This is a genomic window from Phenylobacterium hankyongense (assembly GCF_003254505.1).
Classification (GTDB): domain Bacteria; phylum Pseudomonadota; class Alphaproteobacteria; order Caulobacterales; family Caulobacteraceae; genus Phenylobacterium; species Phenylobacterium hankyongense.
The window spans coordinates 3156262-3180269 of record NZ_QFYP01000001.1 but is presented as its reverse complement, the minus strand read 5'-3'; the positions used below and the strand labels follow the sequence as shown (position 1 = coordinate 3180269).

The following is a 24008-nucleotide window of genomic DNA, read 5'->3' as shown; positions in this document are numbered from 1 at the left end:
CCTCACCCGCTTCAACGTCCGGCCGCCGGATAGGATGCGCCGGACCTGTGCGGGACGGCGTCTATCAGTCGAGGCCGAGGGCTCTGGCGGCGGCGAAGATGATCACGCCCACCAGGCCGCCGACCAAAGTGCCGTTGATCCGGATGTACTGGAGGTCCCGTCCGACCTGCAGCTCCAGCTTGTCGACGACGCTGCGGGCGTCCCAGCTCGCCACCACCTGAGCCACGAACACACCGATCTGGCGCCGTCGCGGCGCGATCACCCCGCTCACCAGCTGCCGGGCCCGGGCGTTGAGCTGCGCCTGCGCCTGCGCGTCCCCGGCCAGCCAGTTTCCCAACGCCAGGATCGCGCGCTCGAGCGGGCCGGCGAGATCCGCCGGGTTCTCGGTCAGCTCGGTTCCGACCCGGGTTTCCAGCCCGGACCAGACCTCCGCGACCTGCCCGCGCAGGCTGGCGTCGGCCAGCAGGCGCAGCTTGTAGGCCTCGGCGCGGGCCTGGAGGTCGGGGTCGGCTCCCAGGCGTGCGATATAGTCCTCGACCCGGGCGGCCAGCTCGCGCCGCCAGGGATGCTGCGGGTCGCGCATCTCGCCCAGCGTCTGCACGAGTCCGTGGATCAGCTTGTCGGCCAGGATGCGATCCACCCATTTCGGCAGCCAGCTATAGGAGTGCTCGGAGACCTGGGTGCGGATCGCCTCCTCGTGGCTCGCGAGATAGTCGCCGAGCCAGTCGAGCGCACGCTCGAACAGCGGCTGGGCCCGGCCCTCGCTCCACAGGGCCGCGAGCACCTTGGAGGCGGCCGGGCCGGCCGGCGTCGCCCGCGCCACCGCCAACGCCGCCGAGCCCAGGAGATCGCCGACCGCGCCGGGCGGAAGCGAACTCAGCAGCTTCGGCGCCGCCCCCGCCAGCCGTTCGGCCAGCCGCCGCGCGTTTTTGGGCCGGCGCAGCCAGTCGCCGCCCCAGCGCGCCACTTCCAGCTGGCGCAGCTTCTCTTCCAGCACGCGCTCGGTCAGGAAGTTGTCGGCGATGAAGCCGCCCAGGGCCTCGCCGATGCGGGCCTTGTTCCGGGGGATGATGCCGGTGTGCGGGATGGGCAGGCCGAACGGCCGGCGGAACAGCGCCGTCACCGCGAACCAGTCCGCGCAGGCGCCGACCATGCCGGCTTCCCCGAAGGCGCGGACGTAGGCGAACGCCGGCCAATGCCGCTGCAACAGGCTGGCGGCCACGAACACCAGGGCCATCAGCCCCAACAGGCCCGTCGCGATCGCCCGCATCCGGGCGAGCCCCAGCGCCCGGACCGCGTCGGCCGGCGAGATGTCCGACGCGGCGGCGAGCTCGGTCATCTGGCGACTAGAGGTCCGCCCCTTCACGCTCAGGGGATTCGGCCCGCTCCGGCGCTCCCGCGTGTTCCGCCTTGGCGGCGCGGGCGTCGGCTTCCTTCCGGCGCGCCATGGCCGCGGAGACGCTGTCGGCGGCCTTGCGGACGGTGTCGGTCACCCGCTCGTCGAGATCAGCCATGCTGCGGCTGAACGGTGAGTCCGGACCCAGGCTCTCGTTGATCTTGCGCCCCACCGCCGAGAGCTCCTCCTGGAGCCGGCGGGTGGCGCTCTCGAATTCCGCGCCGGCGCCGCGGCCCTTGTCGCCGAGGCTGATGCGCACCGCCTGGGCGATGAAGCCGGAGCGGCTGGCGCCGCGCAGCTCAGCCGCCGCGTCCAGCCGCTTGAGCAGCTGCTCGCCGATGGAGATGTTGACCCGCACCGGGGTGTCCTCGACCTCGACGTCAACCAGCACGGCGACCGCTGAGGGTGGAACCTGGATCTGCTCGATGGGCGTGGGCCGCGGCCACTCCTGGCCGGCGTCGGCCAGGCTTTGCAGGTGCGCGCCGACCGTCTGCCGCGCGTTCCCGAGCAGTTCGCCGAGGTCCGCGCCGGCGGCCGAGCACCCCGGCAGGTCCGGAACGACGGCCTGGTAGCCAAGCGTCTGATCGCCGGAGGCGACAGCGACATAAAGGACGGTGCTCATCGGTGGTTTTCCTTCGGCCAAGCGCCCCCGAGCGCACCTCCAATGTGTGTGTAGTTTTGCGCAACAACAAGCGGCGCCTGAAGATCGTCCGGTCTAGCCTGCCTATTTGGCGAAGATCGCCTTGGGCATCATCACGTGGACGCCCTTGTTGCGGTCCACCACCTCGGTGATGTCGGTGTCGCCGGCGACGCTCACCAGCATGTAGGCGTCGTCGCGGCTCAGGCCCTTCTCCCGCGCCATGAAGTCCACCATCTCGCGCACCGCCTTCCTCGCGGCGACCGCCAGGTCGTCATCGAAGCCCATGGCGATGTAGTGGGTGGGCGTCTCGGCGCGCGGATAGCCCGCCTTCAGGTCCTTGCGGACGATGAACTGCACCGTGCCCACCAGGGAGGTCTCCATGGCGGTGACGTCCACCTCGCCATTGCCCTGCCCGGCGTGGCCGTCGCCGATCTCGAACAGCGCCCCCTTGTTGTAGACCGGCAGATAGAGGGTCGTGCCGGCCACCAATTCCTTGTTGTCCATGTTGCCGCCGCTGATGGTCGGCGGGGTTGAATCGTAGCGCCCGAAGGAGGCCGGCGGCGCGACGCCCATGCTGCCGAAGAAGGGACGCAGGGGAATGGTCACGCCGGGGGCGAAGTTCGCGACCATGCGCGTACGATCGAGGGGGATGATCTTCATCCGCGCGTAGGGAAAGTCGTCGGTGAGGATCCCCGCGCCGTAACGAAAGCCGTTGTAGGCGTAGGGGATGGCCAGATCGATCTTCAGGATCCGGATCTCCAGGGTGTCGCCGGGCTCCGCGCCCTCGATATAGACCGGTCCCGTCAGGATGTGCCCGCCGGGCCCTCGGTCGGTGACGTGGGCGAAGACGTCGCGCAGGGACGCCTCCACCTGGCCGCTGGGCACACCAGCCTTCTCCAGCGCCGTCGGGCTCGAGGTGAGCAGGGTGTGGAAGACCACCGTGTCGCCGGAGTGGATGGTCAGCACCGGCCTGGCCGCGGCGTCGTAGTTGCCCCAGGCTACGGTGGTGGGCGTGGCCTCAAGGACGAAGGTGTGCCCAGCGGGCTGCGCCGGCGCCGCCGAACTCGCAGCCAGCAGGATCGCGCCCAGCGCTGCGCCCAGCCCGAATCCCTTGCGTGCGACCATCCGATCCTCCCCGTTTGGCCCCTTGGCCTCGCCCCCGACTATTGGCGAATGGCCGGCCGGCACAAGGCCGGCAAGCGCGGCGGCGCGGTCAGGGCCTAAGATCGACGCGCTCGATCCGCCAGCGGCGCTGTTCCGCCGTAGAACCAGGCACGTCGTTGACCCGGCGCAGGACCGCCTTGCCCGACCGATGGACCTCGGCCCCGGTCTTCAGCCGTCCGTAGATCACCACGGGGACCTCCACGTAGATCGAACCGGCCGCGCCCTCGGCTTCCCCCGGCGCGCCAACCTGGGCGTGGTGGCTGGCATAGGCGCTGAAGTCTTCGGCCCGGCCGTCGGACCGCAGCTTGGCGGCCTCGGCGTACTTCCCCGCTTCGACCAGGGCGTAATAGGTCTGCACCACGTTCGCGGCGCCCTGGGCGCTGGTGGGGCTGAACGGCGCTTCGGAGACCGGAGTCCGGTCGCTCGGCAGGCCGCCGGGCGTTCCGGGGGCCGGCGGGCTCACCGGCTCGGCGGCCTGGGTCGAGCAGGTCACCCCTGCGTCGCTAGCGACGGTCTCGCCCGGCTTCAGCGTGCTCAGCGTCGCCTGGGTCATGCCCTTGGTCCACCACTGCAGGCCGTAGCCGACATAGCGCACGCCGCTGGCGGCGGCCGCGCTCTTCAGGGGGTAGGCGTGGCCGTTGTAGGTGACGACGGCGGTGTCGCGGTCGGGATAACCCGCCTCGATCGCTTGACCGTCGGCGCAGTGGTAGAGGGCGACGTTCGCCGGCGGGTTGACGGCCTGGCCGGCGCTCGCAGCCGCAACCGGAAGCGCCGGCGCAGCCTGGGGCGCCGCGGGCCGGCTGCAGGCGACCAGCGCCGGAAGCACCGCCCACGCCAGGATGCGCGACGGCTTCACGTCCGCATCACCTTCAGCGCCTCGGCCCAGCGGACCAGCTCGTCCAGCATGGCCTTCGCCGAGATGTCGATCAGCTCGTTGGATTTGAACCGCTTCTCCTCGTCGAGCTGTTTGGCCGCCATGGGGATCATCACCCCCTCCGGGATCGGCATCACCTTCACGGCGGTGAGCAACAGCTTCTCCGCCTGGGCGGCGCGCAGGCCGCCCGACACCCCGCCGTAGCTGACCAGGCCGGCGGGCTTGTAGCCCCACTCGAGCAGCACATAGTCCACCGCGTTCACGAAGCTGGGCGGCGGACTGTAGTTGTACTCCGGCGTGACGAACGCAAAGGCGTCCGCCACCGCGACGCTGGCGGCCCAGGCCTTGGTGTGCTCGTGCTCGTACTGCTGGAACCTCGGGTGCCTCGGCTCGTCGTAGATCGGCAGGTTGAAGTCGGCGAGGTCCACCAGCTCGGCCTCGAAGCCGCCGTGCGCCGCGGCGAATTCGTGGAACCAGCGGGCGACGGAGATCCCCACCCGCCCAGGGCGGGTCGAAAGGGCGATGACGTGCAGCTTCAGGGGCATGGCGGCTCTCCGGACTCAACCGCCACAACGCACGGTCTGGCCGATCAGGCCACCGGTTCGGCTTGCTTCTCCAGCACGAAGTCGTCCGGATTGGGCGCCAGCGTCGCCCGCCAGTAGTCGATCAGGCCGAACGGCCAGTTCTGGCTCACCCGGCCGAACTCGTTCTTGTACCAGCTGGTGACGTTCGGCGAGCCCCAGGCCCAGCCCTTGTTGGCTTCGTCCACCCGGATGTTGAAGGCGTCGTGGACGTCCCGCTTCACCTCCATGGCCCGCGCGCCGGTCTCCGCCATCAGCTTCAGGGCGCCGACGATGTAGCGGACCGCGCACTCCGAGAAGAAGATGATCGAGCCGTTGACGACGATGTTGGTGTTCGGACCATAGATGATGAAGAAGTTCGGGAAGCCCGGCGTCGTCATGCCGAGGTAGGCGCGCGCATCGCCCGCCCAGGCCTCGTGCAGGTCGCGGCCGCCGCGGCCCTTGACGGACAGGCCGGAGAGGAACCGGCTGGCCTGGAAGCCGGTGCCGTAGAGGATCACGTCCACCTCGTGCTCGACGCCGTCGGCGGTGACCACGCCGGTCGGGGTGATCCGGGTGATCCGCTCGGTGACCAGCTCGACGTTCGGCCGCTTCAGCGCGCCGAGCCAGACGCCGTTGTCCAGCACCGCGCGCTTGCCGCCCACCGGATAGGTGGGAACCACGTGCGGCAGGAGGTCGGGCCGGTCCTGCACCTGGGCGGCCAGGGCGGAGGCCGCCATCTCGCGCAATGCAGCGTTGGCCTCGCCGACCGCCGTCGTCGGGCCAGTCCAGTCGGGATCGGACTTCACCATCGGCAGGAAGCCCTCGGTGGTCATCCAGAACAGCCAGAAGCGGTACCACTTGTCGTAGTAGGGCACGTGCTCCAGCAGCCACTTCATGCCCTCCGGCACGTCCTCGTGGTAGTGCGGCACGGGCAGGCCCCAGGGCGGCGTGCGCTGAAAGACCTTCAGCTGGGCGACCTTCGGCGCGATCTCCGGCACGAACTGGAAGGCCGAGGCGCCGGTGCCGATCACCGCCACCCGCTTGCCGGTCAGGTCCACGTCGTGGCGCCACTGCGCCGAGTGGAAGGCCGGGCCCTGGAAGCTGTCACGGCCCTCGATGTCCGGCAGCCGCGGCCGGTTGAGCTGGCCGACCGCGGTGACCACGGCGTTGGCCTCGACGGTCTCGCGCCCGCCGTCCTTGCCGATCAGCTGGGCGCGCCAGACCGCGCGGTCCTCGTCCCAGGTGAGGCTCTCGACGGTGGTCTCGAAGCGGATGTGCTTCTTGAGATCGTGCTTGTCGGCGACGCCGCGGAAGTACTTCAGCAGCTCCGGCTGCGGCGAGAAATGCTGCGGCCAGGCGTGGTTCGGCTCGAAGGAATAGCTGTACATGTGGTTGGCGTTGTCCACCCGGCAGCCCGGATAGGTGTTCACCAGCCAGGTGCCGCCGACGTCGGGATTGGACTCAACGATCTCGAACGGAATCCCCGCCTGCGACAGGCGGATGCCGGTGAGCAGGCCGGACATGCCGGCGCCGATCACCAGCACCTTCAGCTTGCGCGCCGCCTCCTTCAGCCGCGGCTGCTCGAAATGCGGGTCCTTGCTGCTGCCCGACAGCGCCAGCTCGTCGATCAGGAAGTCGGCGTAGCGCTCCGGAATTGGGGCGCCGCCCACATAGTCCATCATCCGCCGCAGCAGCGGCTGGTCGGGGGTGGCGAGCTTCATCGGCTCGCCGGCCAGGTAGGCTGTGATCGCGGCCTTGGCCGCCTCGCGGATCTTCGCCTGCTCGGATTCGGAGATGCCCGGATCGTTGCGCGCCAGCGGCGTGTAGGTCGGCGTCCACTCCGGCCGCAGCCAGCCCGCATCGCCGGTCATATGCACCATGGCCGCCACCAGCGCGGGGAGGTGCGCGGCCGCCAGCGCCTCGTCCAGGGTCACGAGATCGTCCGCCATCGTCGTTCCTGCCCAATATTATCGTTGATCAGCACCATGACTCCGCCCTCGCCGGAGCGGAAGGCGCCTCGTGGCGTCAGCGCGCCGCGGCCTGGGCGGCCTTGATCCGCTCCATCAGCAGGTCCGGCAGGGCGCGGTCGGAGGCGGCGAGGTTCTCGCGCAGGTGCCCCAGGCGGGTGGTGCCGATCACCGCGGCGGAGACGTCGCGGTTGGCCAGCACATAGGCGAGCGCCGCCTGCGAGCCGGTGATCTCCGGCTGGCGGTGCAGGAACGAGAACCGCGCGCCGCGCACCACCTCCTGGCGATGCCGCATCAGGCCGCGGGCGGCGTACCAGAGGTCCTGCGGCCCCTTCAGGCGGGCCACCTGCAGGCCGGTGTGGCCCATGGCCAGCGCCATGCCAGCCAGCACGCCCTTCCCCGCCCCCGCCGCGCGGGCGATCAGCGGCTCGCGCTCGGGACGGAGCACATTGTAGTCGACCATCACCGCATCGAACCCGGGCAGGCCGATGACGTGCTCGATCACCGCCGGGTCGAAGCTGTTGACGCCGAGCGCCCGGACCAGGCCGCGGGCCTTCAGGTCCCCCAGCGCCGCCAGCAGCTCGTCGTCGAGCTCCTCGATGGCGGGCCCGTGCAGCTGGAGCAGCGGCAGGGCCTCGAGGCCGAGGTTGCGCAGGCTGCGCTCGGCGCTGGCGACGATGGCGGCGGGCGAGAAGTCTCGGCCGATCCGCCCGCCGCCGGCGTGGAAACTGCCGGCCTTGGTCGCCACCACCAGCTGCGAGACGTCGCGCCCCTTCAGCGCCCGGCCGAGCCGGGGCTCCGCCTCCCCGGCCGAATAGCTGGCGCCGGTGTCGAACAGGGTGACGCCGAGGTCGAGGGCGGCGTGCACCAGCCCGACCGCCTGCGCCTCCGGGAAGGCCGGCTTGCCCCACCAGCTCGCGCAGCCAAGGCCGATCTCGGAGACGGTCAGCCCGGTGCGGCCGAGCGGGCGATAGAGCATGGCCGGCGTCAGGGCGCCTTCACCGCATCGGCCGCGACGAGGTTCGCCTCGTCAGGCGCCGGAGGCGCGGCGATCAGCAGCCGGCCGAACGCCAACCGGATGAAGAAGAACACCACGCCCGCGCCGATCACGAGGGCGGCATGGATCAGCCAGAACTGCACCGCCGGGATCTTCTCGAGCAGGCCGCCCAGCCAGCCGACCAGCAGGTTGCCGGCGAAGAGGTGCAGGTAATAGAGGCCGACGATGGTGGCCGCGATGGCCCGCGGCGCCGAGCGCGCATAGAGCGCCAGGCCTACCGGCAGGACGTTGGCGAACCCGATGTCGTTCAGCAGGTGGAAGGCCAGCAGCCAGCCGAAGCCCACCTTCTCGCCGGGGCCCGACGCCAACGCCGAGCCGATCGCCAGGCACGCCGCGCCCGCCCCGCTGAACAGGCAGCCGATGGCGATCTTCCCAAGCTCGTCCGGCTCCGGGAAACGCTTCGCCCAGAGCCGCCAGAACACCACCATGCCGATGAGGCAGGTCACCGAGACGATGGAATCCACCGACACCAGCCAGGTGGTGAGGATCGGTATCCCGAACAGGTGGAGGTCGGCGCTCCGCTCCGCCCAGATCAGATAGGCGTTGAAGATCTCCTGGTTGGCGACGACGGAGGCGGACAGCACCGGCAGCATGGCCACCAGCAGCGCCACCACGATCCATTCCCGGCGATCCATCGTCGGCCGGTCGGCCTTGGCCTTGGCCCGCAGCGGCGGGTCGGGCGGCAGGTGCTTGCGCCCGGACAGATAGATGACCAGCGAGATCAGCATGCCGATGCCGGCCGCGCCGAAGCCGTAGTGCCAGGCGACCTTCTCGCCCAGCGTGCCGGTGATGAACGGCGAGACGATCACGCCGGCGTTGATGCCGAGGTAGAAGATCTGAAAGGCGTCGGCCCGGCGGTTGTCCTCCGGGCGATAGAGAGCGCCGACCTGGGTGGCGATGTTGCCCTTGAAGCAGCCGGCGCCGAACATCAGGCAGACCAGCGCCAGCAGGAAGGAGACGTCGAAGGCCATCAGGAAGTGGCCAAGCGCCATCAGGCTGCCGCCGACGATGATCGTGCGGGTCCGCCCTAGCACCCGATCGGCGATCAGACCCCCGAGGATCGGGGTCAGGTAGACGAGGCCGGTGTAGAGGCCGAACACCGCCGAGGCGAGCGCCTGGTTGCTCATCACATGGCCGCGCTCGAGCAGCGCCCGCAGCAGGCCGAAGCCGGCGACGTGCTCGATGTGCCCGGGCAGCAGGAGCTGGTGCACCATGTAGAGCACCAGCAGCGTCTGCATGCCGTAGTAGGAGAACCGCTCCCAGGCCTCGGTGAACGCCAGGAAGGCCAGCCCCTTCGGGTGGCCCACGAACCAGGTATCGTCCCGATTTGCCGTCGTTGCGGTCGCAGCCATTCGATTCCTCCGCTTGGCCGGCGAGTTAGGCACGAAAGCTCAGCCCTGAGGAAGGGCTGGTGGGCGGCGAGGGGTTCGAACCCCCGACCCTCTCGGTGTAAACGAGATGCTCTGACCAGCTGAGCTAGCCGCCCGCCCGTGCGGTTCTAATGAACTCCCGCGCCGTCGCCTAGACGAGGTGGAAGGCGCTCAGCAGCACCCATGCGCCGATCAGGGCGAAGACGCCGGCGGCGATCATCCGCACCACGTTCAGCGGCACGATCTTGGTCGCCGCCTCGCCCAGCAGGACCGCCGGCACGTTGGCGGCCATCATCCCCAGCGTGGTGCCCAGCGTGACCAGGGCGATGTCGTGAAAGCGGGCCGCCAGCAGCGAGGTGGCGATCTGGGTCTTGTCGCCGATCTCCACGAAGAAGAACGACACCAGGGTGGTCAGGAACACCCCGCCGTGGCTCTTGTCGGCCGCGCCCTCGTCCTCCTTGTCGGGCACCAGCGCCCAGGCGGCCATGGCGATGAAGGCCACGCCGACCACGGTCTGGAAGACCTGGCCGGTCAGCCAGCGGGAGATGAAGTAGCCGAGCGTGGCGGCGGCGGCGTGGTTGAGCACGGTGGCCGCCAGGATGCCGAGGATGATCGGGACGGGCTTGCGGAACTTCGCCGCCAGCACAATCGCCAGCAGCTGGGTCTTGTCGCCGATCTCCGCCACGGCGACCACGCCTGCGGACACCAGCATCGGTTCGAGGATCATCGAGAACTCCGGGGCGCGGTATGGACACGACGACGCGGCGACCTCCGCCGGCCCTGTGCCGGAGGTCTGCGTCGTCGGTCTCGCCAATCCGGACCTGGTCAGGCCCGCCGTCCGCGCCACGGCCCGAAAGCCGAGTGTGTTGACGCGGACTTCGCTGGAGCGAACGGCTACTCCCCGAAGAAGGTGCGTCCCTACCCCAGGTTGGCCGGTGCGCACAAGGTCTGACGGGAAACGGCCCCGGCCGCCGTGCGGGCGCGCGCCAGGACGGCGAGCCCCACCAGAAGTAGACAGTCACCACCCGTTTAACTAGAACTTCGCCTTAGGCGATTCTGGAGTTCAATCCGGCCGCAAGGGGGAACTTCGTGATGCTCAGGTTCGTGATCGGCGCCGGTGCGCTCGCCGCCGTCAGCGCCGCGGCGACCATGGCCTTCGCCCAGGACGCCGCGCCCCGGCCCATCTATGACCCGGCCGCCCCTCCCCCCACGACGAACTTCGCGCCTCTCGTCGTCCGCCAGGTCAAGCCGGGCCTCTTTATGCTGATCGGCAACACCGCCAACTCCGTCCTGCGGGTCGCGGACGACGGGTTGATCCTGGTCGACACCAAGCTGACGGGCGACAACTACTACCAGGAGTTGCTGCGGGCGATCCACAGCGTCAGCCCCAAGCCGATCAGGTACGTGTTCGTCACCCACGTGCATAACGACCACTCGGGCAACACCCCGCAATTCGAGGCGGCCGGCATCCCGGTCATCGCGTCGGACGACTATAAGGCGCTGGTGGCGACCTACACGGTGCGTCCCGGCCAGCTGCGCTCCCCGGCGCCGACCATCAGTTTCGCAAAGACCTACACCGTCAAGTTGAAGGGGGCCACGGCCACGGCCTACGCCCTCCATCCGGCGCATACCGCCTCGGATTCGATCGTCTATTTCCCCGACGAGAAGGTGGTGGCCATGGGCGACAACATGTTCTCCGGCGCGCCCACGGTCGACTGGCCCAACGGCGGCAGGCTGCTGGGCCTGCAACAGAACTGGGCCGAAGTGGAGAAGCTGGACTTCGACACCCTGATCCCCGGCCACGGCGACGCTCCCATCAGCCGGGCGGAGTTCGAGGCGGACCGCAAGAAGCTGGACCTGCTGATCGAACGGCTCCGCGCGGCGATCAAGGCGGGCGTGCCGAAGAGCGAACTACTGGCCGCGGTCAAGGTCGACGACCTGGGGCCGGGCTGGAACATCAAGGGCCAGCACACCGAGTGGACCCGGCCCGCGCGGCTCGACGGCCTCTACGACGAACTCTCCAAATAGGCGGGGCGACGAACGCCGCGAACCTATCCACCCATTCGACGTTGTCCCGGCTCACGAGAAGGGTGAGGCCATGGGATTGCTCGATTCAGTGTTGGGAAGCGTCACTGGCGGCGGTCGCCCCCAGGGGCGAAGCCAGGGACCAGGCTCGGTGATCGTCGCCGGCCTGTTGCTGGCGCTGGCGGTGAAGGCCGCGCGCCACTATGCGCCGCAGCCCGGCCAGGGCGCCGGCGAAGGGCGCAGCTTCGATCCGCAACGACAGCCTGCGCAGCCGGCTCAGACCGGCGGCGGCCTGGGAGGTATGGGCGGCGCCGGCCTGGGCGGCGCTCTGGGCGGGCTGCTCGGCGGCGGTGGCCTTGGGAACATCCTCGGCGGCCTGGGCGGCGCCGGCGCGCTCGGCGCCCTGATCAGCCAGTTCCAGCAGAAGGGCTACGGACAGCAGGTGAACTCCTGGGTCGGCTCCGGCCAGAACCAGCCCATCGCCCCGAACCAGCTGGAGGACGCCCTCGGCGACGACACCGTGCGGCAACTGGAGCAACAGACCGGCATGCCCCGCCAAGCGCTGCTGTCGGACCTTTCGCGCACCCTGCCCGAGGCGGTGCACGAGCTGACCCCGGCCAGCCGTGTCCCGACCGACGACGAGTTGCAACAGATCGCCGGGCAGGCCGCCGCCGGCCACTGACTCGGCACGAAAAAGGCGGCCTCACTTCGGGGGCCGCCTATCGTTCGCCCGGGGTCAGGCGTTCAGCGTGTTCTTCAGCGCGTCGCCCACCCGGAACCGGCAGGTCTGCGAGGCGGCCCGCTTCACCGTCTCGCCCGTCCGCGGATTGCGCGCCGTCCCGGCCGCGCGCTTGACCGGCACGAAGCTGCCGAAACCCACCAGGCGAACCTCATCTCCGGCCTTCAGGGAGGTGGAGACCGACGCGATGAAGGCGTCGAGCGCGACCTTGGCCTGCGCCCTGTTCAGCCCCGCCTTGTCGGCCATGGCGGCGACGAGTTCGGCCTTTGTCATGTTGCATTTCTCCCAGCCCATCTTTTTTCGTTGCAGCAGCCGGGGTCGTGAGCCGCCCCATCGCCTTACCGAATTATGTCCAGGCTGAGACGTCCGTCAAATAAGAGCGGCGCGGGATTGCTCCCGCGCCGCTCCACAGTCACACGTTTTGATCGCGTCTAGTGGGTGACGACTGTTTCGACGTCGTCGCCTTCCGTGGCCACCGCCACCGGCTGGTCCTTCTCCGACCACTCGATGGGCACCGGAGCCCGGGTCAGGGCCCGCGCCAGCACCTCGTCCATCGTGGACACCGGGATGATCTCCATCCCCTGCTTCACGTTGTCCGGGATGTCCGCCAGGTCCTTCTCGTTTTCCGAGGGGATCAGCACGACCTTGACGCCGGAACGCAGGGCCGCGAGCAGCTTCTCCTTCAGGCCGCCGATCGCCGTCACCCGGCCGCGCAGGGTGACCTCGCCGGTCATGGCGATGTCCTTGCGGATCGGGATGCCGGTCAGCACCGAGACGATGGCCGTGGCCATTGCGGCGCCGGCCGAGGGGCCGTCCTTCGGAGTGGCGCCGTCCGGCACGTGGATGTGGACGTCGGTCCGCTCGAAGCTCGGCGGTTCGATGCCGAACTTCGTGGCGCGGCTGCGAACGTAGGAGTTCGCCGCCGAGATCGATTCCTTCATCACGTCCTTCAGGTTGCCCGTGATGGACATCCGACCCTTGCCGGGCATCTTGACCGCTTCGATGGTCAGGATGTCGCCGCCGAAGTCGGTGTAGGCCAGGCCGGTGATGATCCCGACCTGATCTTCGGTGTCCATCTCGCCGTACTTGAACTTGCGGACGCCCGCGTACTTGGCCAGCCGCTCGTCGTCGATGGTGATCGACAGCAGGTTCTCGCGCGCCATGTCCCGAACCGTCTTGCGCGCCAGGTTGCCCAGCTCCCGCTCGAGCGAGCGGACGCCGGATTCCCGCGTGTAGTAGCGGATCAGGTCATGGATCGCCTGCTCCGGAACGATGAACTCCTCCGGCTTCAGCCCATGGTCCTTGGTCAGCTTCGGCAGGACGTGACGCTTGGCGATCTCCACCTTCTCGTCCTCGGTGTAGCCGGGGATGCGGATGATCTCCATGCGGTCCAGCAGCGGCTGGGGCATGTTCAGGCTGTTGGCCGTGGTGACGAACATCACCGGCGACAGGTCGTAGTCCACCTCCAGGTAGTGGTCGGCGAAGGTGGAGTTCTGCGCCGGGTCCAGCACTTCCAGCAGGGCCGAGGACGGGTCGCCGCGATAGTCGGAGCCCATCTTGTCGATCTCGTCCAACAGGAAGAAGGCGTTGGTCGACTTGGCCTTCTTCATCGACTGGATGACCTTGCCGGGCATCGAGCCGATGTAGGTCCGGCGGTGGCCGCGAATCTCGGCCTCGTCCCGCACGCCGCCCAGGGACACCCGGACGAACTCACGTCCCGTGGCCTTGGCGATCGAGCGGCCGAGCGAGGTCTTGCCGACGCCGGGAGGGCCGACCAGGCACAGGATCGGGCCCTTCAGCGAACCCACGCGGCTCTGCACCGCCAGGTACTCCAGGATCCGTTCCTTGACCTTGTCGAGGCCGTAGTGATCCTCGTTGAGGATGTCCTCGGCCTTCTGCATGTCGATGGGCTTCTGCTTGCCCTTGCCCCATGGGATCGACAGCAGCCAGTCCAGGTAGTTCCGGACCACGGTCGATTCCGCCGACATCGGGCTCATGTTCCGCAGCTTCTTCAGCTCGGAGTCGGCCTTGGCGCGCGCTTCCTTGGACAGCTTGGTCTTCTTGATGCGCTTTTCGAGCTCCAGCAGTTCGTCGCGCTGGTCGTCCTGCTCGCCCAGCTCGCGCTGGATCGCCTTCATCTGCTCGTTCAGATAGTACTCGCGCTGCGTCTTCTCCATCTGGCGCTTCACGCGGTTACGGATCTTCTTCTCCGTCTGCATGACGCTGATCTCGCCCTCCATCAGGGCGTAGACCTTCTCCAGACGCTTCACGACGTTGAAGACTTCCAGCAGCTGCTGCTTCTCGGAAATCTTCACCGACAGGTGGCTGGCGATGCGGTCGGCCAGCTCGCCCGGGTTGTCGATCTGCGGGATCGCAGCCAGCGCCTCGGGCGGCACCTTCTTGTTCAGCTTCACATAGTTTTCGAACTGCTCGACGACCGCGCGCGACAGCGCCTCGGCCTCCGCGGAGCCCGCGCCGTCCTCGGCCACGTAGGCGATTTCGGCTTCATAGAAGTCGGCCTGCTCGGTGAACTTGGCGATACCGGCGCGCGCGCGGCCTTCCACCAGCACCTTCACGGTGCCGTCGGGCAGCTTCAGCAGTTGCAGGACCGTCGCCACGACGCCGACGTCGTAGATCGCCTCGGGAGAGGGATCGTCGTCGTCCTTGTCCTTCTGGGTGGCGAGCAGAATCTCCTTGCCGTCGTGGCGCATCGCTTCCTCAAGCGCGCGCACGGACTTTTCGCGGCCCACGAACAGAGGCACCGGCTGGTGCGGAAAGACCACGATGTCCCGCAGCGGCAGGATAGGCAGGATCTTAATCTCGGACATGATGCTCAAACTCCTGGCCGGCCCGTTTAGGTCACGGACTCGGCTCCCGGATCGCGGTCACTCAAACGATGCGCTTGAGTCGGACGACCCGTCCGCCGTACTCGGCGGCTTGCTCGATGTTTTATGTGGACGGTTTCCGCCTGGGTTCAAGCGGAGCAACGACCGTGCGCGACACTGCGTCTCAGCGCTATCCATCGGCTAGCTTGACCGGGAGAAGCAGGGCCGTGCGCGCAAGGCTATGCCCCGGCCACGCACCCAATGTGGGAATTCGCCATACGATCAGCAAGTTGGAATTCCCTGCCATCGAATAGGCATTTCGGCGTCAGGCCGGAACGGCCGCCAGAGCCGCTTCCACGAAGTCGAGACGGTCCTGGCCGAAGAACATTTCCCCACCGACGAAAAATGTTGGCGCGCCGAACACGCCGCGCGCCACCGCGGCCTCCGTGGCCGCCTTCAGCCGCGCCTTGACCGCGTCGCGCTCGACCAGGGCCCGGAACTCGTCGGCCCCGATGCCGAGCGGCGCGAGCACCGAGGCGACCTCCGCAGGGTCGCCGAGATTCCTGGGCTGGCGCCACATGGCGTCGAACACCGCGTCCACATAGGTCATGAACCGCGGGTCCCCGATCAGGCCCGTCGCGCCGCGCATCAGGTGCAGGGTGTTGATCGGGAAGTAGGGATTGCGCACGAACCCGATCCCCTCCCGGGCGGCGAACCGCGCCAGGTCCGCGTCCATCCACCGCCCCTTGGCGGGAATGCTCGCCGGCGAGGCATTGCCGGTGGCCTTGAACACCCCGCCCAGCAGGATCGGGAGATAGGCAGCCTCGGCGCCCGTGCGCCGCAGGACGGCCGGCAGACGCTTGTGCGCCAGGTACGACGTGGGGCTGCCGACGTCGAACAGGAACTCGACATGGCGGGTCATGGTCACCAGGCCTCCATCCAGGGCCGAAGATCCAGCTCGTGGGTCCAGGCGTCGCGCGGCTGGGCGTGCAGCATCCAGTAGGCGTCGGCGATGTGTTCGGGATTGAGAATGCCGTCCTGCGCCTTCGCCGCATAGCGCTCCGGAAAGTTCTCCGCGATCCAGGCGGTGTCGATGGCGCCGTCGATGATGGTGTGGGCCACGTGCACGCCCTTGGGTCCCAGCTCGCGGGCCATGCTCTGGGCGAGCGCGCGCAGGGCGTGCTTGGCGCCCGCGAAGGCGGCGAAGCCGTCGCTGCCGCGCAGGCTGGCGGTGGCCCCGGTGAACAGGATCGTGCCCTGCCCGCGCGCCGTCATCCGCCGGGCGGCCTCGCGGCCGGTGAGGAAGCCCGCGAAGGCGGCCATCTCCCAGACCTTGAAATAGACCCGCGCCGTGGTCTCCGCGATCGGGAAGCGGACGTTCGCGCCGATGTTGAAGACGCAGGCCTCGACCGGGGCGATCTCCGCCTCGACCCGTTGGAACAGGTCGACCACCTGGTCTTCCTTCCGGGCGTCGACGCCGAACGGGTGGGCCTCGCCGCCGGCCTCGCGGATCGCCTGGGCCAGGGGCTCCAGCTGGTCGGCGTTGCGGCGCACGACGACCGCCGCATAGCCCTCGCGCGCGAACCGCCGGGCGATCGCCCCGCCCAGCGCGTCCCCCGCCCCGACCACGATGACCGCCTTGTCCGCCATGGGAATTATTAGATGACGATCATCATCCCTTGGCAAGCGGCCGGACGGTCAGCCAGCCGACAAGGCCGGCCGCGACGGAGCCCACCGCGGCCACGATCATCGCCACACGGTAGCCCGCCGCCACCGCAGGCGGATCCGCCGCGCCGAGGACGAAGCCGACCAGCGCGACGGCCAGCAGGCCGGCCACCCGCGCGGTGGCGTTGTTGATTCCGGAGGCCGCGCCCTCGAACTCGCCGGGCACGGCGCCCAGCACCGCGTCGGTGAGCGGCGCCACGGCCACGCCCATGCCCAGCGCCAGCACGGCCAGGCCGGGGAAGACCCCGCTCCAGTAGCCGCCGTCCCCGGCCCGCCAGGCGAGCAGCGCGAATCCTACGCCCACCAGCGTCGGTCCGGCCGTGAGCAGCGCGCGGGCTCCAAACCGGCTCGCCAGCCGTCCCGCCAGCGGCGACAGCACCGCCAGGCCTACGGACAGCGGCAGCAGCGCCGCGCCCGCCGCGGCGGGCGGATAGTGGTGCGCGCGGATCAGCTGGAACGGCAGCAGGAACAGCGCGCCGCCGAACGCCGCGTACAGCAGCAGCGTCAGGCCGTTGAGGCCGGAAAAGCTGACGGAGCGGAACAGCTTCAGCGGGGTCATCGGGTTTTCCGCCCGCCGCTCGATCAGCACGAAGGCGGCGAGCCCCGCCAGGCCGAGGACCAGCGCCGCGATCACCAGGGGATCGGCGAAGCCCTTCCGCGGCGCGTCGGTCAGGCCCCAGGTGATCAGCGCCAGGCCTGCCGTCACCGCGGCGGCGCCGGCCCAGTCCACCGGTCCCGAACGCGTCCCGCGGCTCTCCCGCGCGCCGGCCGCCACCAGCCACACCGCCACCGCGGCGATCGGCAGGTTGATGACGAACACCGCGCGCCAGGACACCGTGTCGGTGAGCCAGCCGCCCAGCACCGGGCCCAATGCGCTCATCAGGCCGCCGGCGCCGGCCCAGATCCCCACCGCCTGGCCGCGCCCCTTCTCCTCGAAGGTCGCGCCCAGCAGGGCGAGGCTGGCCGGGGTCATCAGCGCAGCCCCGATCCCCTGCACGGCGCGGGCGGCGATCAGCACCGGCAGGCTGGGCGCCAGGGCGCAGGCCAGGGAGGCGGCGGTGAACACCGCAACGCCGACGATGAATACCCGCTTGCGGCCGTAGCGGTCGGCGGCCGCGCCTCCTGACAGCACCAGCGCGCTGAGCATCAACGAGTAGGCGTTCATGATCCACTGGGCCGAGGCGAGGTCGCCACCCAGCCGCTGCTGGATCACCGGCAGGGTGAGGTTCACGGCCGAAGAGTCGATGAAGGCCAGGCTGGAGCCCAGCACCGTGCCGGCCAGCACCCGGCGCTGCGCCCGCTTAGGGGTCTGCGAAACGACTGCGCCCGCGGCTCTTGCGGAGCCGCGGGCGCAGGGTTCTGTCAGATGGCTCAAGCGCCTGCCTCTAGTTCAGGAGGCGCATGGCGGAATGCCTTAGGCCGCGCCGCCCTTGTCGCGGCGCTCGGCGTAGATGATCAGCGGCTGGGCGCGGCCTTCCACGACCTCGGCGTTGACCACCACCTCTTCGACGCCGTCGTAGGTCGGCAGTTCGTACATGGTGTCGAGCAGGATGGCCTCGAGGATCGAACGCAGGCCGCGCGCGCCGGTCTTGCGGGCGATGGCCTTGCGGGCGACCGCGTTGAGGGCGTCGTCGGTGAAGGTCAGGCCGACGTTCTCCATGTCGAACAGCCGCACGTACTGCTTCACGAAGGCGTTCTTCGGCTCGGTGAGGATCTTCACCAGGGCCTTCTCGTCGAGGTCGTCCAGGGTGGCGATCACCGGCAGGCGGCCGACAAATTCCGGGATCAGGCCGAAGCGCAGCAGGTCGTCCGGCTCCACCTGGCGGAAGATCTCGCCGGTGCGACGGTCGTCCGGGTCGGTGACCTTGGCGCCGAAGCCGATCGAGGTGCCCTGGCCGCGCGCCGAGATGATCTTCTCGAGGCCGGCGAAGGCCCCCCCGCAGATGAACAGGATGTTGGTGGTGTCGACCTGCAGGAACTCCTGCTGCGGATGCTTGCGCCCGCCCTGCGGCGGCACGGAGGCGACGGTGCCTTCCATGATCTTCAGCAGCGCCTGCTGGACGCCCTCGCCCGACACGTCGCGGGTGATCGAGGGGTTGTCGGACTTGCGGCTGATCTTATCGACCTCGTCGATGTAGACGATGCCGCGCTGCGCACGCTCGACGTTGTAGTCGGCGGCCTGCAGCAGTTTCAGGATGATATTTTCGACGTCCTCGCCGACGTAGCCGGCTTCGGTGAGCGTCGTGGCGTCGGCGACGGTGAACGGAACGTCGATGATTCGGGCCAGCGTCTGGGCCAGCAGGGTCTTGCCGGTGCCGGTCGGCCCGATCAGCAGGATGTTGGCCTTGCCCAGCTCGACGTCGTTATTCTTCGTCGCGTGGTTGAGGCGCTTGTAGTGATTGTGCACCGCGACCGAGAGCACTTTCTTGGCGTGATCCTGCCCGATCACGTAATCGTCCAGGACCTCACGGATTTCCTTCGGCGTCGGAACGCCGTCCTTGGACTTCACGAAGGAGATCTTGTGCTCTTCGCGGATGATATCCATGCACAGCTCGACGCATTCATCACAGATGAACACGGTGGGGCCCGCGATAAGCTTGCGGACCTCGTGCTGGCTCTTGCCGCAGAAAGAGCAGTAGAGGGTGCTCTTCGAATCCCCGCTTGCGGCCTTGGTCATGGTCGTTTCTCACTCTCTAGGCGACTGAGCCGAGACCCGGCTCTCGCCGCCCCGTCAGGCGTCTGCGCCCTATCAATGCAGATTACGCGCCGCGGGTTGTCCAAGTCTTGACATTCCCCGATCCGGGCCCGGATCACAAGCCTTCGCTAGCGGCAGCGACAATTGGCGACGCGACGCCCCGGATCTGGGCGCCTTCCTCTAAATGGGATACGGGCCGAAATGGCACAAGACCGCTCTGATCCGACGTCCCACGACGAGACAGCCGCATTCGCCTCTGAGGGGAATGACGACGCCCCCATCGTCGCCTTCGATTTCGACGGGACACTGACGGTGCGCGACAGCTTCACGGCCTTTCTGAAGTGGCGCGCGGGCAGGATCCGCTACGCGCTGGGGGTGGCGAGGCTGTTGCCGGCCGCCCTCGCCTATCTGTTTCACCGGGACCGCGGCCGGATAAAGGCGCAGGCGGTCGGCGAGTTCCTCAAGGGCGTGCCGCGCGAACGGCTGGAGGCCGACGCCGCCGCCTTCGCGCAATCACATTCCCGCCAGCTGCTGCGGCCCGACGCGGTGGCCGCCTGGAAGCGCTGGCGGACCCAGCGGGTGCGGCTGGTCATCGTCACCGCCTCGCCGGATGTCCTCGTCGCGCCGTTCGCACGGGGCCTGGGCGCCGATGTCCTGCTGGGCACCCAGATCGCCTACGACGCCCAGGGCCGGGTGGCCGGCGCCTTCGCCACCCCCAACTGCCGCGGACCGGAGAAGGTGGTGCGGCTGAAGGACCGCTTCGGGCCCGACCTGACGGTCAAGGCCGCCTACGGCGACACCAGCGGCGATCGCGAGATGCTGGCGATGGCGGAGATCCCCGGCTACCGGGTGTTCACGGCCAAGCCCTAGGAGGCGGAACGTGAAACACGCCGGACCCGCCGCGCTGGATGACCTGGAGCCGCTACTGCGGGAGATCCGGCTGATGCCGGGCCTGACGGAGCGGTCGCGCGGCGTCTTCTATTTGAAGTCGCGAGCCTTCCTGCATTTCCATGAGGACCCGGCGGGACTGTTCGGCGACCTGCGCGACGCCGCCGGCGCGGATTTCGACCGCTTCGACGTGACCTCGCCGCCCGGCCGCGCGCAACTGCTGGAGGCGGTTCGGCGCCGGCTGTCCGCCTAGCGGAACACGCCCAGTCCGACCAGCACCGCCAGCGTCAGCACCACGCACACCGCGACCACGGCGGCGGCTGTGGCGGCGAGCTTGAACAGGCTGAGATGCAGCACCCATCGCGGCCATGGCCCGTGGATGATCTTGTACTCGGCGTCGACCACGGAGGGACGCGGATTCTCCTCAGGGACGGCCATGCGCACAATGTGCGCCAGCCGGCGGCCGGCGACAACCGCAAGCGCGCCTAGTCGTCGTCCTCGTCGTCGTCCGGAAGGTCGGCCACCTGCGCCGGCTTGCCGTTCTCCAGCAGCTCGCCGTTGGGGCCGCGATTGCCCAGCAGCCGGTCGAGGATGCCGGCGGGAACGGTGTGGAGGTTGCGGTCCGTCTCGTCTGCCACGGCGATCTCCTTCGCCCGACAGGAACAGCCAGGCCACGGCCAAGGTTCCCGGCATACGCGCCCGATCCGCACGAGGGGACCGGGCGCGCCGCCTCTCCGGCTACGCGACCAGACATAGGCCATCGGAGGTGCGGCGCGACCCTGGACGGGCGTACCTGAACGGCGGCTGAACCTGGCTCAGGTGGCGGCCGTCCGTGGCTAAGCTGGAACGGCCGTCGTCGCGTCGGGTTATGCCCGCGATCCCCCACCAACCCCAGGAGACCCGACCATGGACGTCAGCCAAGACCACGCGGTGAAAGTGCTGAACAGCCTCATCGAAACCACGCTGGACAGCGCTCACGGTTACGAGGATGCCGCCCAGAACGCCGGCGACGACAAGCTCAAGACCATGTTCTCGGAGCGCTCGCGGGAGCGAATGGAACTGACCCGCGAACTCCAGCAGGAGGTGCGCACCTTTGGCGAGGAGCCGAAGGCCGACCAGTCGGTGCTGGGCAAGGCCCACAACAAGTTCGTGGACCTGAAGGCCGCCCTCACCGGGCACAACCCGAAGGCGGTGGTCGACGAGGTCGAGCGCGGCGAAGACGTCATCAAGGCGAAGTTCGAGAAGGCCATGAGCGATAGCGACCTGCCGCCCCGGGTCCGCCAGGTGGTCAGCCGGGCCTACGAGACCATCCGCGCCGACCACAACGCGATCAGCGCCCTGAAGCACTCGATGCACTGACCAAGGCCGGGGCCGGCGCGTCGCCGGCCCCGCTCAGGTTTCCCGCGTCTGCCGTCGCCAGAGCGCGGCGTATTCGCCGCCGCGGGCGAGCAGGTCGGCGTGGGTCCCGCGCTCGACGATCTTGCCGCGTCGGAGCACCAGGATCTGGTCGGCGTCGGCGATGGTCGACAGCCGGTGCGCGATCACCAGGGTCGTGCGCCCGGCCCTCACCTTGCGCAGCGTCTCCTGGATGGCGGCCTCGGTCGGGCCGTCGAGGGCGCTGGTCGCCTCGTCGAGGATCAGCACCCGCGGATCGGCCAGCAGGGCGCGGGCGATCCCCACCCGCTGGCGCTCGCCGCCGGAGAGCTTCAGCCCCCGCTCGCCGACCCTGGTCGACATGCCCTGCGGCAGGCTGTCGATGAAGGGGCCGAGTTCGGCGGCCTCGGCGGCGGCGCGGACCTCATCCGTTCCGGCCTCGGGCCGCGCGAAGGCGATGTTGGCGTAGAGGCTGTCGTTGAACAGCGCCACGTCCTGCGGCACCAGCGCCACGGCGCGGCGCAGGGACGCCCGCCGCACCTGCCGCATGTCGAGGCCGTCGATGGTGACGCGGCCCTCCTTCGGATCGATCAGCCGCATGGCCAGGCGAACGGCGGTGGTCTTCCCCGCCCCCGACGGGCCCACCAGGGCCACGGTGGCGCCCGGAGCCGCCTCGAAGCTCACCTCCCGCAATCCGACCGAGCGGGCGTCATGCTGGAAGCTGACGTTCTCGAAGGCGACGGCGGCCCCTCGCCCGCTGGCCGGCGGCAGGTCGCGGGCGTCCGGCGCGTCGACGATGTCCGGGGCGATGGCGGTCAGTTCCACCATCTGCTCCATGTCGATGAAGGCCTGGCGGATCTCCCGGTACTGGAAACCCAGCATGCCCAGCGGCGCGTAGAGGCCGCTGAGCAGGAAGATGGCCATGGTGATGTCGCCGATCCGCAGGGATCCGCCCGCCACCTGCATCCCCGCCATGATGGTCATCGCCGCCAGCCCCAGGGTCAGGATCAGCGACTGGCTGGCGTTGAGCAGGTTGAGCGAGGTGGTGGCCTTGGAGCTAGCGTCCACATAGTCGGCCATCGCGCCCTCGTAGGCGCCCACCAGCCGCCCCTCGGCGCCGAAGGCCTTCAGCGTCTCGTAGTTGATCAGCGCGTCCACCGAGAGCCCCGCGGCGCGGCTGTCGGCGGCGTTGAGCTCGCGCCGATGGCCGAGGCGCCAGTCGGTGATCCTGAAGGTCACCACCGCATAGATGACCAGGGTGGCGAGCGCGGTGAGCGCGAACCGCCAGTCCAGCCGCACCGTCATCACCACCATGGCCAGCACCAGCTCGATCAGCGTGGGGCCGAGGTTGAAGATCAGGCTGCGGATCAGGAAGTCGGTGGAGCGCGAGCCGCGGTCGATGATCCGCGACAGCGTTCCGGTCTGCTTGGTCTGGTGGAAGTCGAGCGACAGGCCGAGCGCGTGGGCGAAGGTCTCCACGGCCGCCTTGGCCATGGTCGCCTGGGAGACCCGCGTGAACACCGCGTCGCGGGCGAACGGCGCGCAGGCGGCCACCAGCCGCAGCGCTGCGAAGGCCAGCGCCAGGCCGATAAACGTCGCGCCCAGCGTCACATGGCCCGAGGCGCTCGGGCTGAGGGTGTTGATCGCGTCGCCGAGCATCACCGGATTGAGGACGCCGGCCAGCTTGCCGATCAGCACCAGAGCCAGGACGGCGGCGATCCGCAGCCGCAGCTGCGGCGCGCCCGAACGCATCACCAGCCGCCAGAGGTCGGCCATCGATGACCAGAAGTCGAACCTGACTTCCGATGGGGCGATCGCGCCGGGCGTTGCGAACCGGCGACTCGCGCCGGCGTGGACGTAGGACAATCGGTGCTCCGTTCAGCCCGCCAGGAAGGTCGACTGAACGCCGCCCCCGGGCGTCATCCAGTCGGCGCGCAAGCCGCCGGGGCTGAACTGGCTACGCAGGGGCCCGTCGGCAAGTGGCGCGGGCGGCGAGGCCTCGACCGCCACTGCGTCGTAGAAGCCGTCGCCCTTCACCTCGAGCCGGTGCGGACCGGGGGCCAGCCGCGGCAGGGCCACGCTGTAGCGGCCCTGCGCGTCGGCGCGCGCGTCCGCCGCCTGTCGGCCATCGAGCTGCACCGAGAGCGCGGCTCCGGCCGGCGCCGCGCCGGACACCACCGCGCCGCCCTCCCGGTCGAAGTCGAAGGCGCCGATCCGGCCAGCCGGCCTGGGATCGAGCCGCAGGGCGCCGGCGCCGGCCCTGAGCAGGGCGGACTGGCCGCCGGGGGCCACCAGCACATAGCCCTGCGCCTGTACCTGCCGGGCGCCGACCGCCATCGACAGGCCGAAGATCCGCGCCTGCGCGCTGGCCGGCAGGGCGATGGTCCAGCGGCCCTGGCGATCGGCGGAGGCGGCCAGCACCTCGCCGCCAGGCGTCGCGAGCCTGAGCTTCGCCGCCGGGGACGCCTGCCCGCTCAGGACCACCGCCTCGCCCTGCCGAACCGCGCGGGAGACGCTCGGCGGGGCCAGATAGAGGTCCTCGGCCGGCACGGCCTGGGGATTGGGCGCCGGTGGCGCCGACGGATGGCCGCCGCAGCCGGCGAGCGCGGCGAGTCCGGCGAATGTGAGGAATTGCGCCTTCGTCCGGAACACCGTTTGATTGAAACTCCTTAACCCCGACCGTAGCTAATCGGGCTTTCGCCGCGC

The 24008-nt window shown here is 69.4% G+C and carries 24 protein-coding genes, 1 tRNA gene and 1 riboswitch; of the genes, 5 read left to right on the top strand and 20 right to left on the bottom strand.

From position 1 onward, the window contains the following. Positions 1–64 precede the first annotated feature (64 nt). The 10 genes from DJ021_RS15265 to DJ021_RS15220 form a co-directional block, all read right to left on the bottom strand. The gene (locus DJ021_RS15265; RefSeq protein ID WP_111458364.1) at positions 65–1339 is read right to left on the bottom strand and encodes a DUF445 domain-containing protein; all 1275 of its coding nucleotides are present in this window, start codon (positions 1337–1339) and stop codon (positions 65–67) included. A gap of 7 nt (positions 1340–1346) precedes the next feature. Beyond that, positions 1347–2018: a type II toxin-antitoxin system HicB family antitoxin gene (locus tag DJ021_RS15260; protein WP_111458363.1), complete on the bottom strand. Its 672-nt coding sequence runs from the start codon at positions 2016–2018 to the stop codon at positions 1347–1349. A 102-nt stretch (positions 2019–2120) separates the two neighbouring features. Next, on the bottom strand, positions 2121–3161 hold the full coding sequence (locus DJ021_RS15255) for an acetamidase/formamidase family protein (RefSeq protein ID WP_111458362.1): 1041 nt from the start codon (positions 3159–3161) through the stop codon (positions 2121–2123). An 88-nt stretch (positions 3162–3249) separates the two neighbouring features. Next, the gene (locus DJ021_RS19115; protein WP_207801859.1) at positions 3250–4056 is read right to left on the bottom strand and encodes an MliC family protein; all 807 of its coding nucleotides are present in this window, start codon (positions 4054–4056) and stop codon (positions 3250–3252) included. After that, entirely contained in the window at positions 4053–4619 is a 567-nt protein-coding gene (locus DJ021_RS15245) for an NADPH-dependent FMN reductase (RefSeq protein WP_111458361.1), read from the bottom strand. Before DJ021_RS15245 ends, DJ021_RS19115 begins: the two co-directional genes overlap by 4 nt. 44 nt (positions 4620–4663) lie before the next feature. Beyond that, positions 4664–6586: a flavin-containing monooxygenase gene (locus DJ021_RS15240; protein ID WP_111458360.1), complete on the bottom strand. Its 1923-nt coding sequence runs from the start codon at positions 6584–6586 to the stop codon at positions 4664–4666. Between the two features lie 76 nt (positions 6587–6662). Further along, on the bottom strand, positions 6663–7583 hold the full coding sequence (locus tag DJ021_RS15235) for an aldo/keto reductase (protein ID WP_111458359.1): 921 nt from the start codon (positions 7581–7583) through the stop codon (positions 6663–6665). Positions 7584–7591: 8 nt separating this feature from the next. Continuing rightward, positions 7592–9013, bottom strand: a complete 1422-nt coding sequence (locus tag DJ021_RS15230; RefSeq protein WP_111458358.1) for a peptide MFS transporter — start codon at positions 9011–9013, stop codon at positions 7592–7594. Between the two features lie 57 nt (positions 9014–9070). Beyond that, positions 9071–9147 (bottom strand) — tRNA-Val (locus DJ021_RS15225). 35 nt (positions 9148–9182) lie between these two features. Beyond that, positions 9183–9758, bottom strand: coding sequence for a TMEM165/GDT1 family protein (locus tag DJ021_RS15220; protein WP_111458357.1), 576 nt, complete (start codon positions 9756–9758; stop codon positions 9183–9185). Between the two features lie 96 nt (positions 9759–9854). Further along, positions 9855–9946, bottom strand: a riboswitch (yybP-ykoY riboswitch). 177 nt (positions 9947–10123) lie between these two features. Between DJ021_RS15220 and DJ021_RS15215 the strand changes: the two genes are divergently transcribed. Together DJ021_RS15215 and DJ021_RS15210 are read left to right on the top strand one after the other, a co-directional pair. Continuing rightward, on the top strand, positions 10124–11059 hold the full coding sequence (locus DJ021_RS15215) for an MBL fold metallo-hydrolase (protein ID WP_111458356.1): 936 nt from the start codon (positions 10124–10126) through the stop codon (positions 11057–11059). Between the two features lie 148 nt (positions 11060–11207). After that, on the top strand, positions 11208–11738 hold the full coding sequence (locus tag DJ021_RS15210; protein ID WP_207801858.1) for a YidB family protein: 531 nt from the start codon (positions 11208–11210) through the stop codon (positions 11736–11738). A gap of 54 nt (positions 11739–11792) precedes the next feature. Here the strand turns inward: DJ021_RS15210 and DJ021_RS15205 are convergent, their stop codons facing one another. The 6 genes from DJ021_RS15205 to clpX form a co-directional block, all read right to left on the bottom strand. After that, positions 11793–12068, bottom strand: coding sequence for an HU family DNA-binding protein (locus DJ021_RS15205; RefSeq protein ID WP_111459129.1), 276 nt, complete (start codon positions 12066–12068; stop codon positions 11793–11795). 158 nt (positions 12069–12226) lie between these two features. After that, positions 12227–14623, bottom strand: coding sequence for an endopeptidase La (lon, locus tag DJ021_RS15200; protein ID WP_111458354.1), 2397 nt, complete (start codon positions 14621–14623; stop codon positions 12227–12229). Between the two features lie 322 nt (positions 14624–14945). Then, complete coding sequence (locus DJ021_RS15195) at positions 14946–15542, bottom strand: 2-hydroxychromene-2-carboxylate isomerase (RefSeq protein ID WP_111458353.1); 597 nt, start codon at positions 15540–15542, stop codon at positions 14946–14948. A gap of 2 nt (positions 15543–15544) precedes the next feature. Further along, positions 15545–16270, bottom strand: a complete 726-nt coding sequence (locus DJ021_RS15190) for an SDR family oxidoreductase (protein WP_111458352.1) — start codon at positions 16268–16270, stop codon at positions 15545–15547. A 22-nt stretch (positions 16271–16292) separates the two neighbouring features. Beyond that, entirely contained in the window at positions 16293–17720 is a 1428-nt protein-coding gene (locus DJ021_RS15185; protein ID WP_111458351.1) for an MFS transporter, read from the bottom strand. 39 nt (positions 17721–17759) lie between these two features. Continuing rightward, complete coding sequence (gene clpX / locus DJ021_RS15180; RefSeq protein WP_111458350.1) at positions 17760–19022, bottom strand: ATP-dependent Clp protease ATP-binding subunit ClpX; 1263 nt, start codon at positions 19020–19022, stop codon at positions 17760–17762. Between the two features lie 219 nt (positions 19023–19241). On the opposite strand from clpX, the gene DJ021_RS15175 reads away from it, so the two are divergent. Continuing rightward, positions 19242–19910 (top strand): HAD-IB family hydrolase, encoded by a 669-nt coding sequence (locus tag DJ021_RS15175; RefSeq protein ID WP_111458349.1) that lies wholly within the window; start codon positions 19242–19244, stop codon positions 19908–19910. A gap of 10 nt (positions 19911–19920) precedes the next feature. Continuing rightward, positions 19921–20181 carry a hypothetical protein gene (locus DJ021_RS15170; RefSeq protein ID WP_111458348.1) on the top strand — a complete coding sequence of 87 codons (261 nt, stop codon included), beginning with the start codon at positions 19921–19923 and terminating at the stop codon, positions 20179–20181. Here DJ021_RS15170 and DJ021_RS15165 read toward each other — a convergent pair. Both DJ021_RS15165 and DJ021_RS18980 read right to left on the bottom strand, forming a co-directional pair. Beyond that, positions 20178–20366, bottom strand: coding sequence for a hypothetical protein (locus DJ021_RS15165; RefSeq protein WP_111458347.1), 189 nt, complete (start codon positions 20364–20366; stop codon positions 20178–20180). The genes DJ021_RS15170 and DJ021_RS15165 overlap by 4 nt on opposite strands. A gap of 47 nt (positions 20367–20413) precedes the next feature. After that, positions 20414–20566: a hypothetical protein gene (locus tag DJ021_RS18980; RefSeq protein WP_165837235.1), complete on the bottom strand. Its 153-nt coding sequence runs from the start codon at positions 20564–20566 to the stop codon at positions 20414–20416. A 268-nt stretch (positions 20567–20834) separates the two neighbouring features. On the opposite strand from DJ021_RS18980, the gene DJ021_RS15160 reads away from it, so the two are divergent. Then, the gene (locus tag DJ021_RS15160) at positions 20835–21287 is read left to right on the top strand and encodes a PA2169 family four-helix-bundle protein (RefSeq protein WP_111458346.1); all 453 of its coding nucleotides are present in this window, start codon (positions 20835–20837) and stop codon (positions 21285–21287) included. Positions 21288–21320: 33 nt separating this feature from the next. Here DJ021_RS15160 and DJ021_RS15155 read toward each other — a convergent pair whose 3' ends face one another. Together DJ021_RS15155 and DJ021_RS15150 are read right to left on the bottom strand one after the other, a co-directional pair. After that, positions 21321–23078, bottom strand: coding sequence for an ABCB family ABC transporter ATP-binding protein/permease (locus DJ021_RS15155; RefSeq protein WP_165837288.1), 1758 nt, complete (start codon positions 23076–23078; stop codon positions 21321–21323). A gap of 102 nt (positions 23079–23180) precedes the next feature. Further along, entirely contained in the window at positions 23181–23954 is a 774-nt protein-coding gene (locus DJ021_RS15150) for a hypothetical protein (RefSeq protein WP_111458344.1), read from the bottom strand. Positions 23955–24008 lie beyond the last annotated feature (54 nt).

What these genes read in the sequence shown, in the direction of transcription:
- DJ021_RS15265 (WP_111458364.1), bottom strand. Translation starts at nt 1,339, where the DNA reads ATGACCGAGCTCGCCGCCGCGTCGGACATCTCGCCGGCCGACGCGGTC.
- DJ021_RS15260 (WP_111458363.1), bottom strand. Translation starts at nt 2,018, where the DNA reads ATGAGCACCGTCCTTTATGTCGCTGTCGCCTCCGGCGATCAGACGCTT.
- DJ021_RS15255 (WP_111458362.1), bottom strand. Translation starts at nt 3,161, where the DNA reads ATGGTCGCACGCAAGGGATTCGGGCTGGGCGCAGCGCTGGGCGCGATC.
- DJ021_RS15245 (WP_111458361.1), bottom strand. Translation starts at nt 4,619, where the DNA reads ATGCCCCTGAAGCTGCACGTCATCGCCCTTTCGACCCGCCCTGGGCGG.
- DJ021_RS15240 (WP_111458360.1), bottom strand. Translation starts at nt 6,586, where the DNA reads ATGGCGGACGATCTCGTGACCCTGGACGAGGCGCTGGCGGCCGCGCAC.
- DJ021_RS15235 (WP_111458359.1), bottom strand. Translation starts at nt 7,583, where the DNA reads ATGCTCTATCGCCCGCTCGGCCGCACCGGGCTGACCGTCTCCGAGATC.
- DJ021_RS15230 (WP_111458358.1), bottom strand. Translation starts at nt 9,013, where the DNA reads ATGGCTGCGACCGCAACGACGGCAAATCGGGACGATACCTGGTTCGTG.
- DJ021_RS15220 (WP_111458357.1), bottom strand. Translation starts at nt 9,758, where the DNA reads ATGATCCTCGAACCGATGCTGGTGTCCGCAGGCGTGGTCGCCGTGGCG.
- DJ021_RS15215 (WP_111458356.1), top strand. Translation starts at nt 10,124, where the DNA reads ATGCTCAGGTTCGTGATCGGCGCCGGTGCGCTCGCCGCCGTCAGCGCC.
- DJ021_RS15205 (WP_111459129.1), bottom strand. Translation starts at nt 12,068, where the DNA reads ATGACAAAGGCCGAACTCGTCGCCGCCATGGCCGACAAGGCGGGGCTG.
- lon (WP_111458354.1), bottom strand. Translation starts at nt 14,623, where the DNA reads ATGTCCGAGATTAAGATCCTGCCTATCCTGCCGCTGCGGGACATCGTG.
- DJ021_RS15195 (WP_111458353.1), bottom strand. Translation starts at nt 15,542, where the DNA reads ATGACCCGCCATGTCGAGTTCCTGTTCGACGTCGGCAGCCCCACGTCG.
- DJ021_RS15190 (WP_111458352.1), bottom strand. Translation starts at nt 16,270, where the DNA reads ATGGCGGACAAGGCGGTCATCGTGGTCGGGGCGGGGGACGCGCTGGGC.
- clpX (WP_111458350.1), bottom strand. Translation starts at nt 19,022, where the DNA reads ATGACCAAGGCCGCAAGCGGGGATTCGAAGAGCACCCTCTACTGCTCT.
- DJ021_RS15175 (WP_111458349.1), top strand. Translation starts at nt 19,242, where the DNA reads ATGGCACAAGACCGCTCTGATCCGACGTCCCACGACGAGACAGCCGCA.
- DJ021_RS15165 (WP_111458347.1), bottom strand. Translation starts at nt 20,366, where the DNA reads ATGGCCGTCCCTGAGGAGAATCCGCGTCCCTCCGTGGTCGACGCCGAG.
- DJ021_RS15160 (WP_111458346.1), top strand. Translation starts at nt 20,835, where the DNA reads ATGGACGTCAGCCAAGACCACGCGGTGAAAGTGCTGAACAGCCTCATC.
- DJ021_RS15155 (WP_165837288.1), bottom strand. Translation starts at nt 23,078, where the DNA reads ATGGCCGACCTCTGGCGGCTGGTGATGCGTTCGGGCGCGCCGCAGCTG.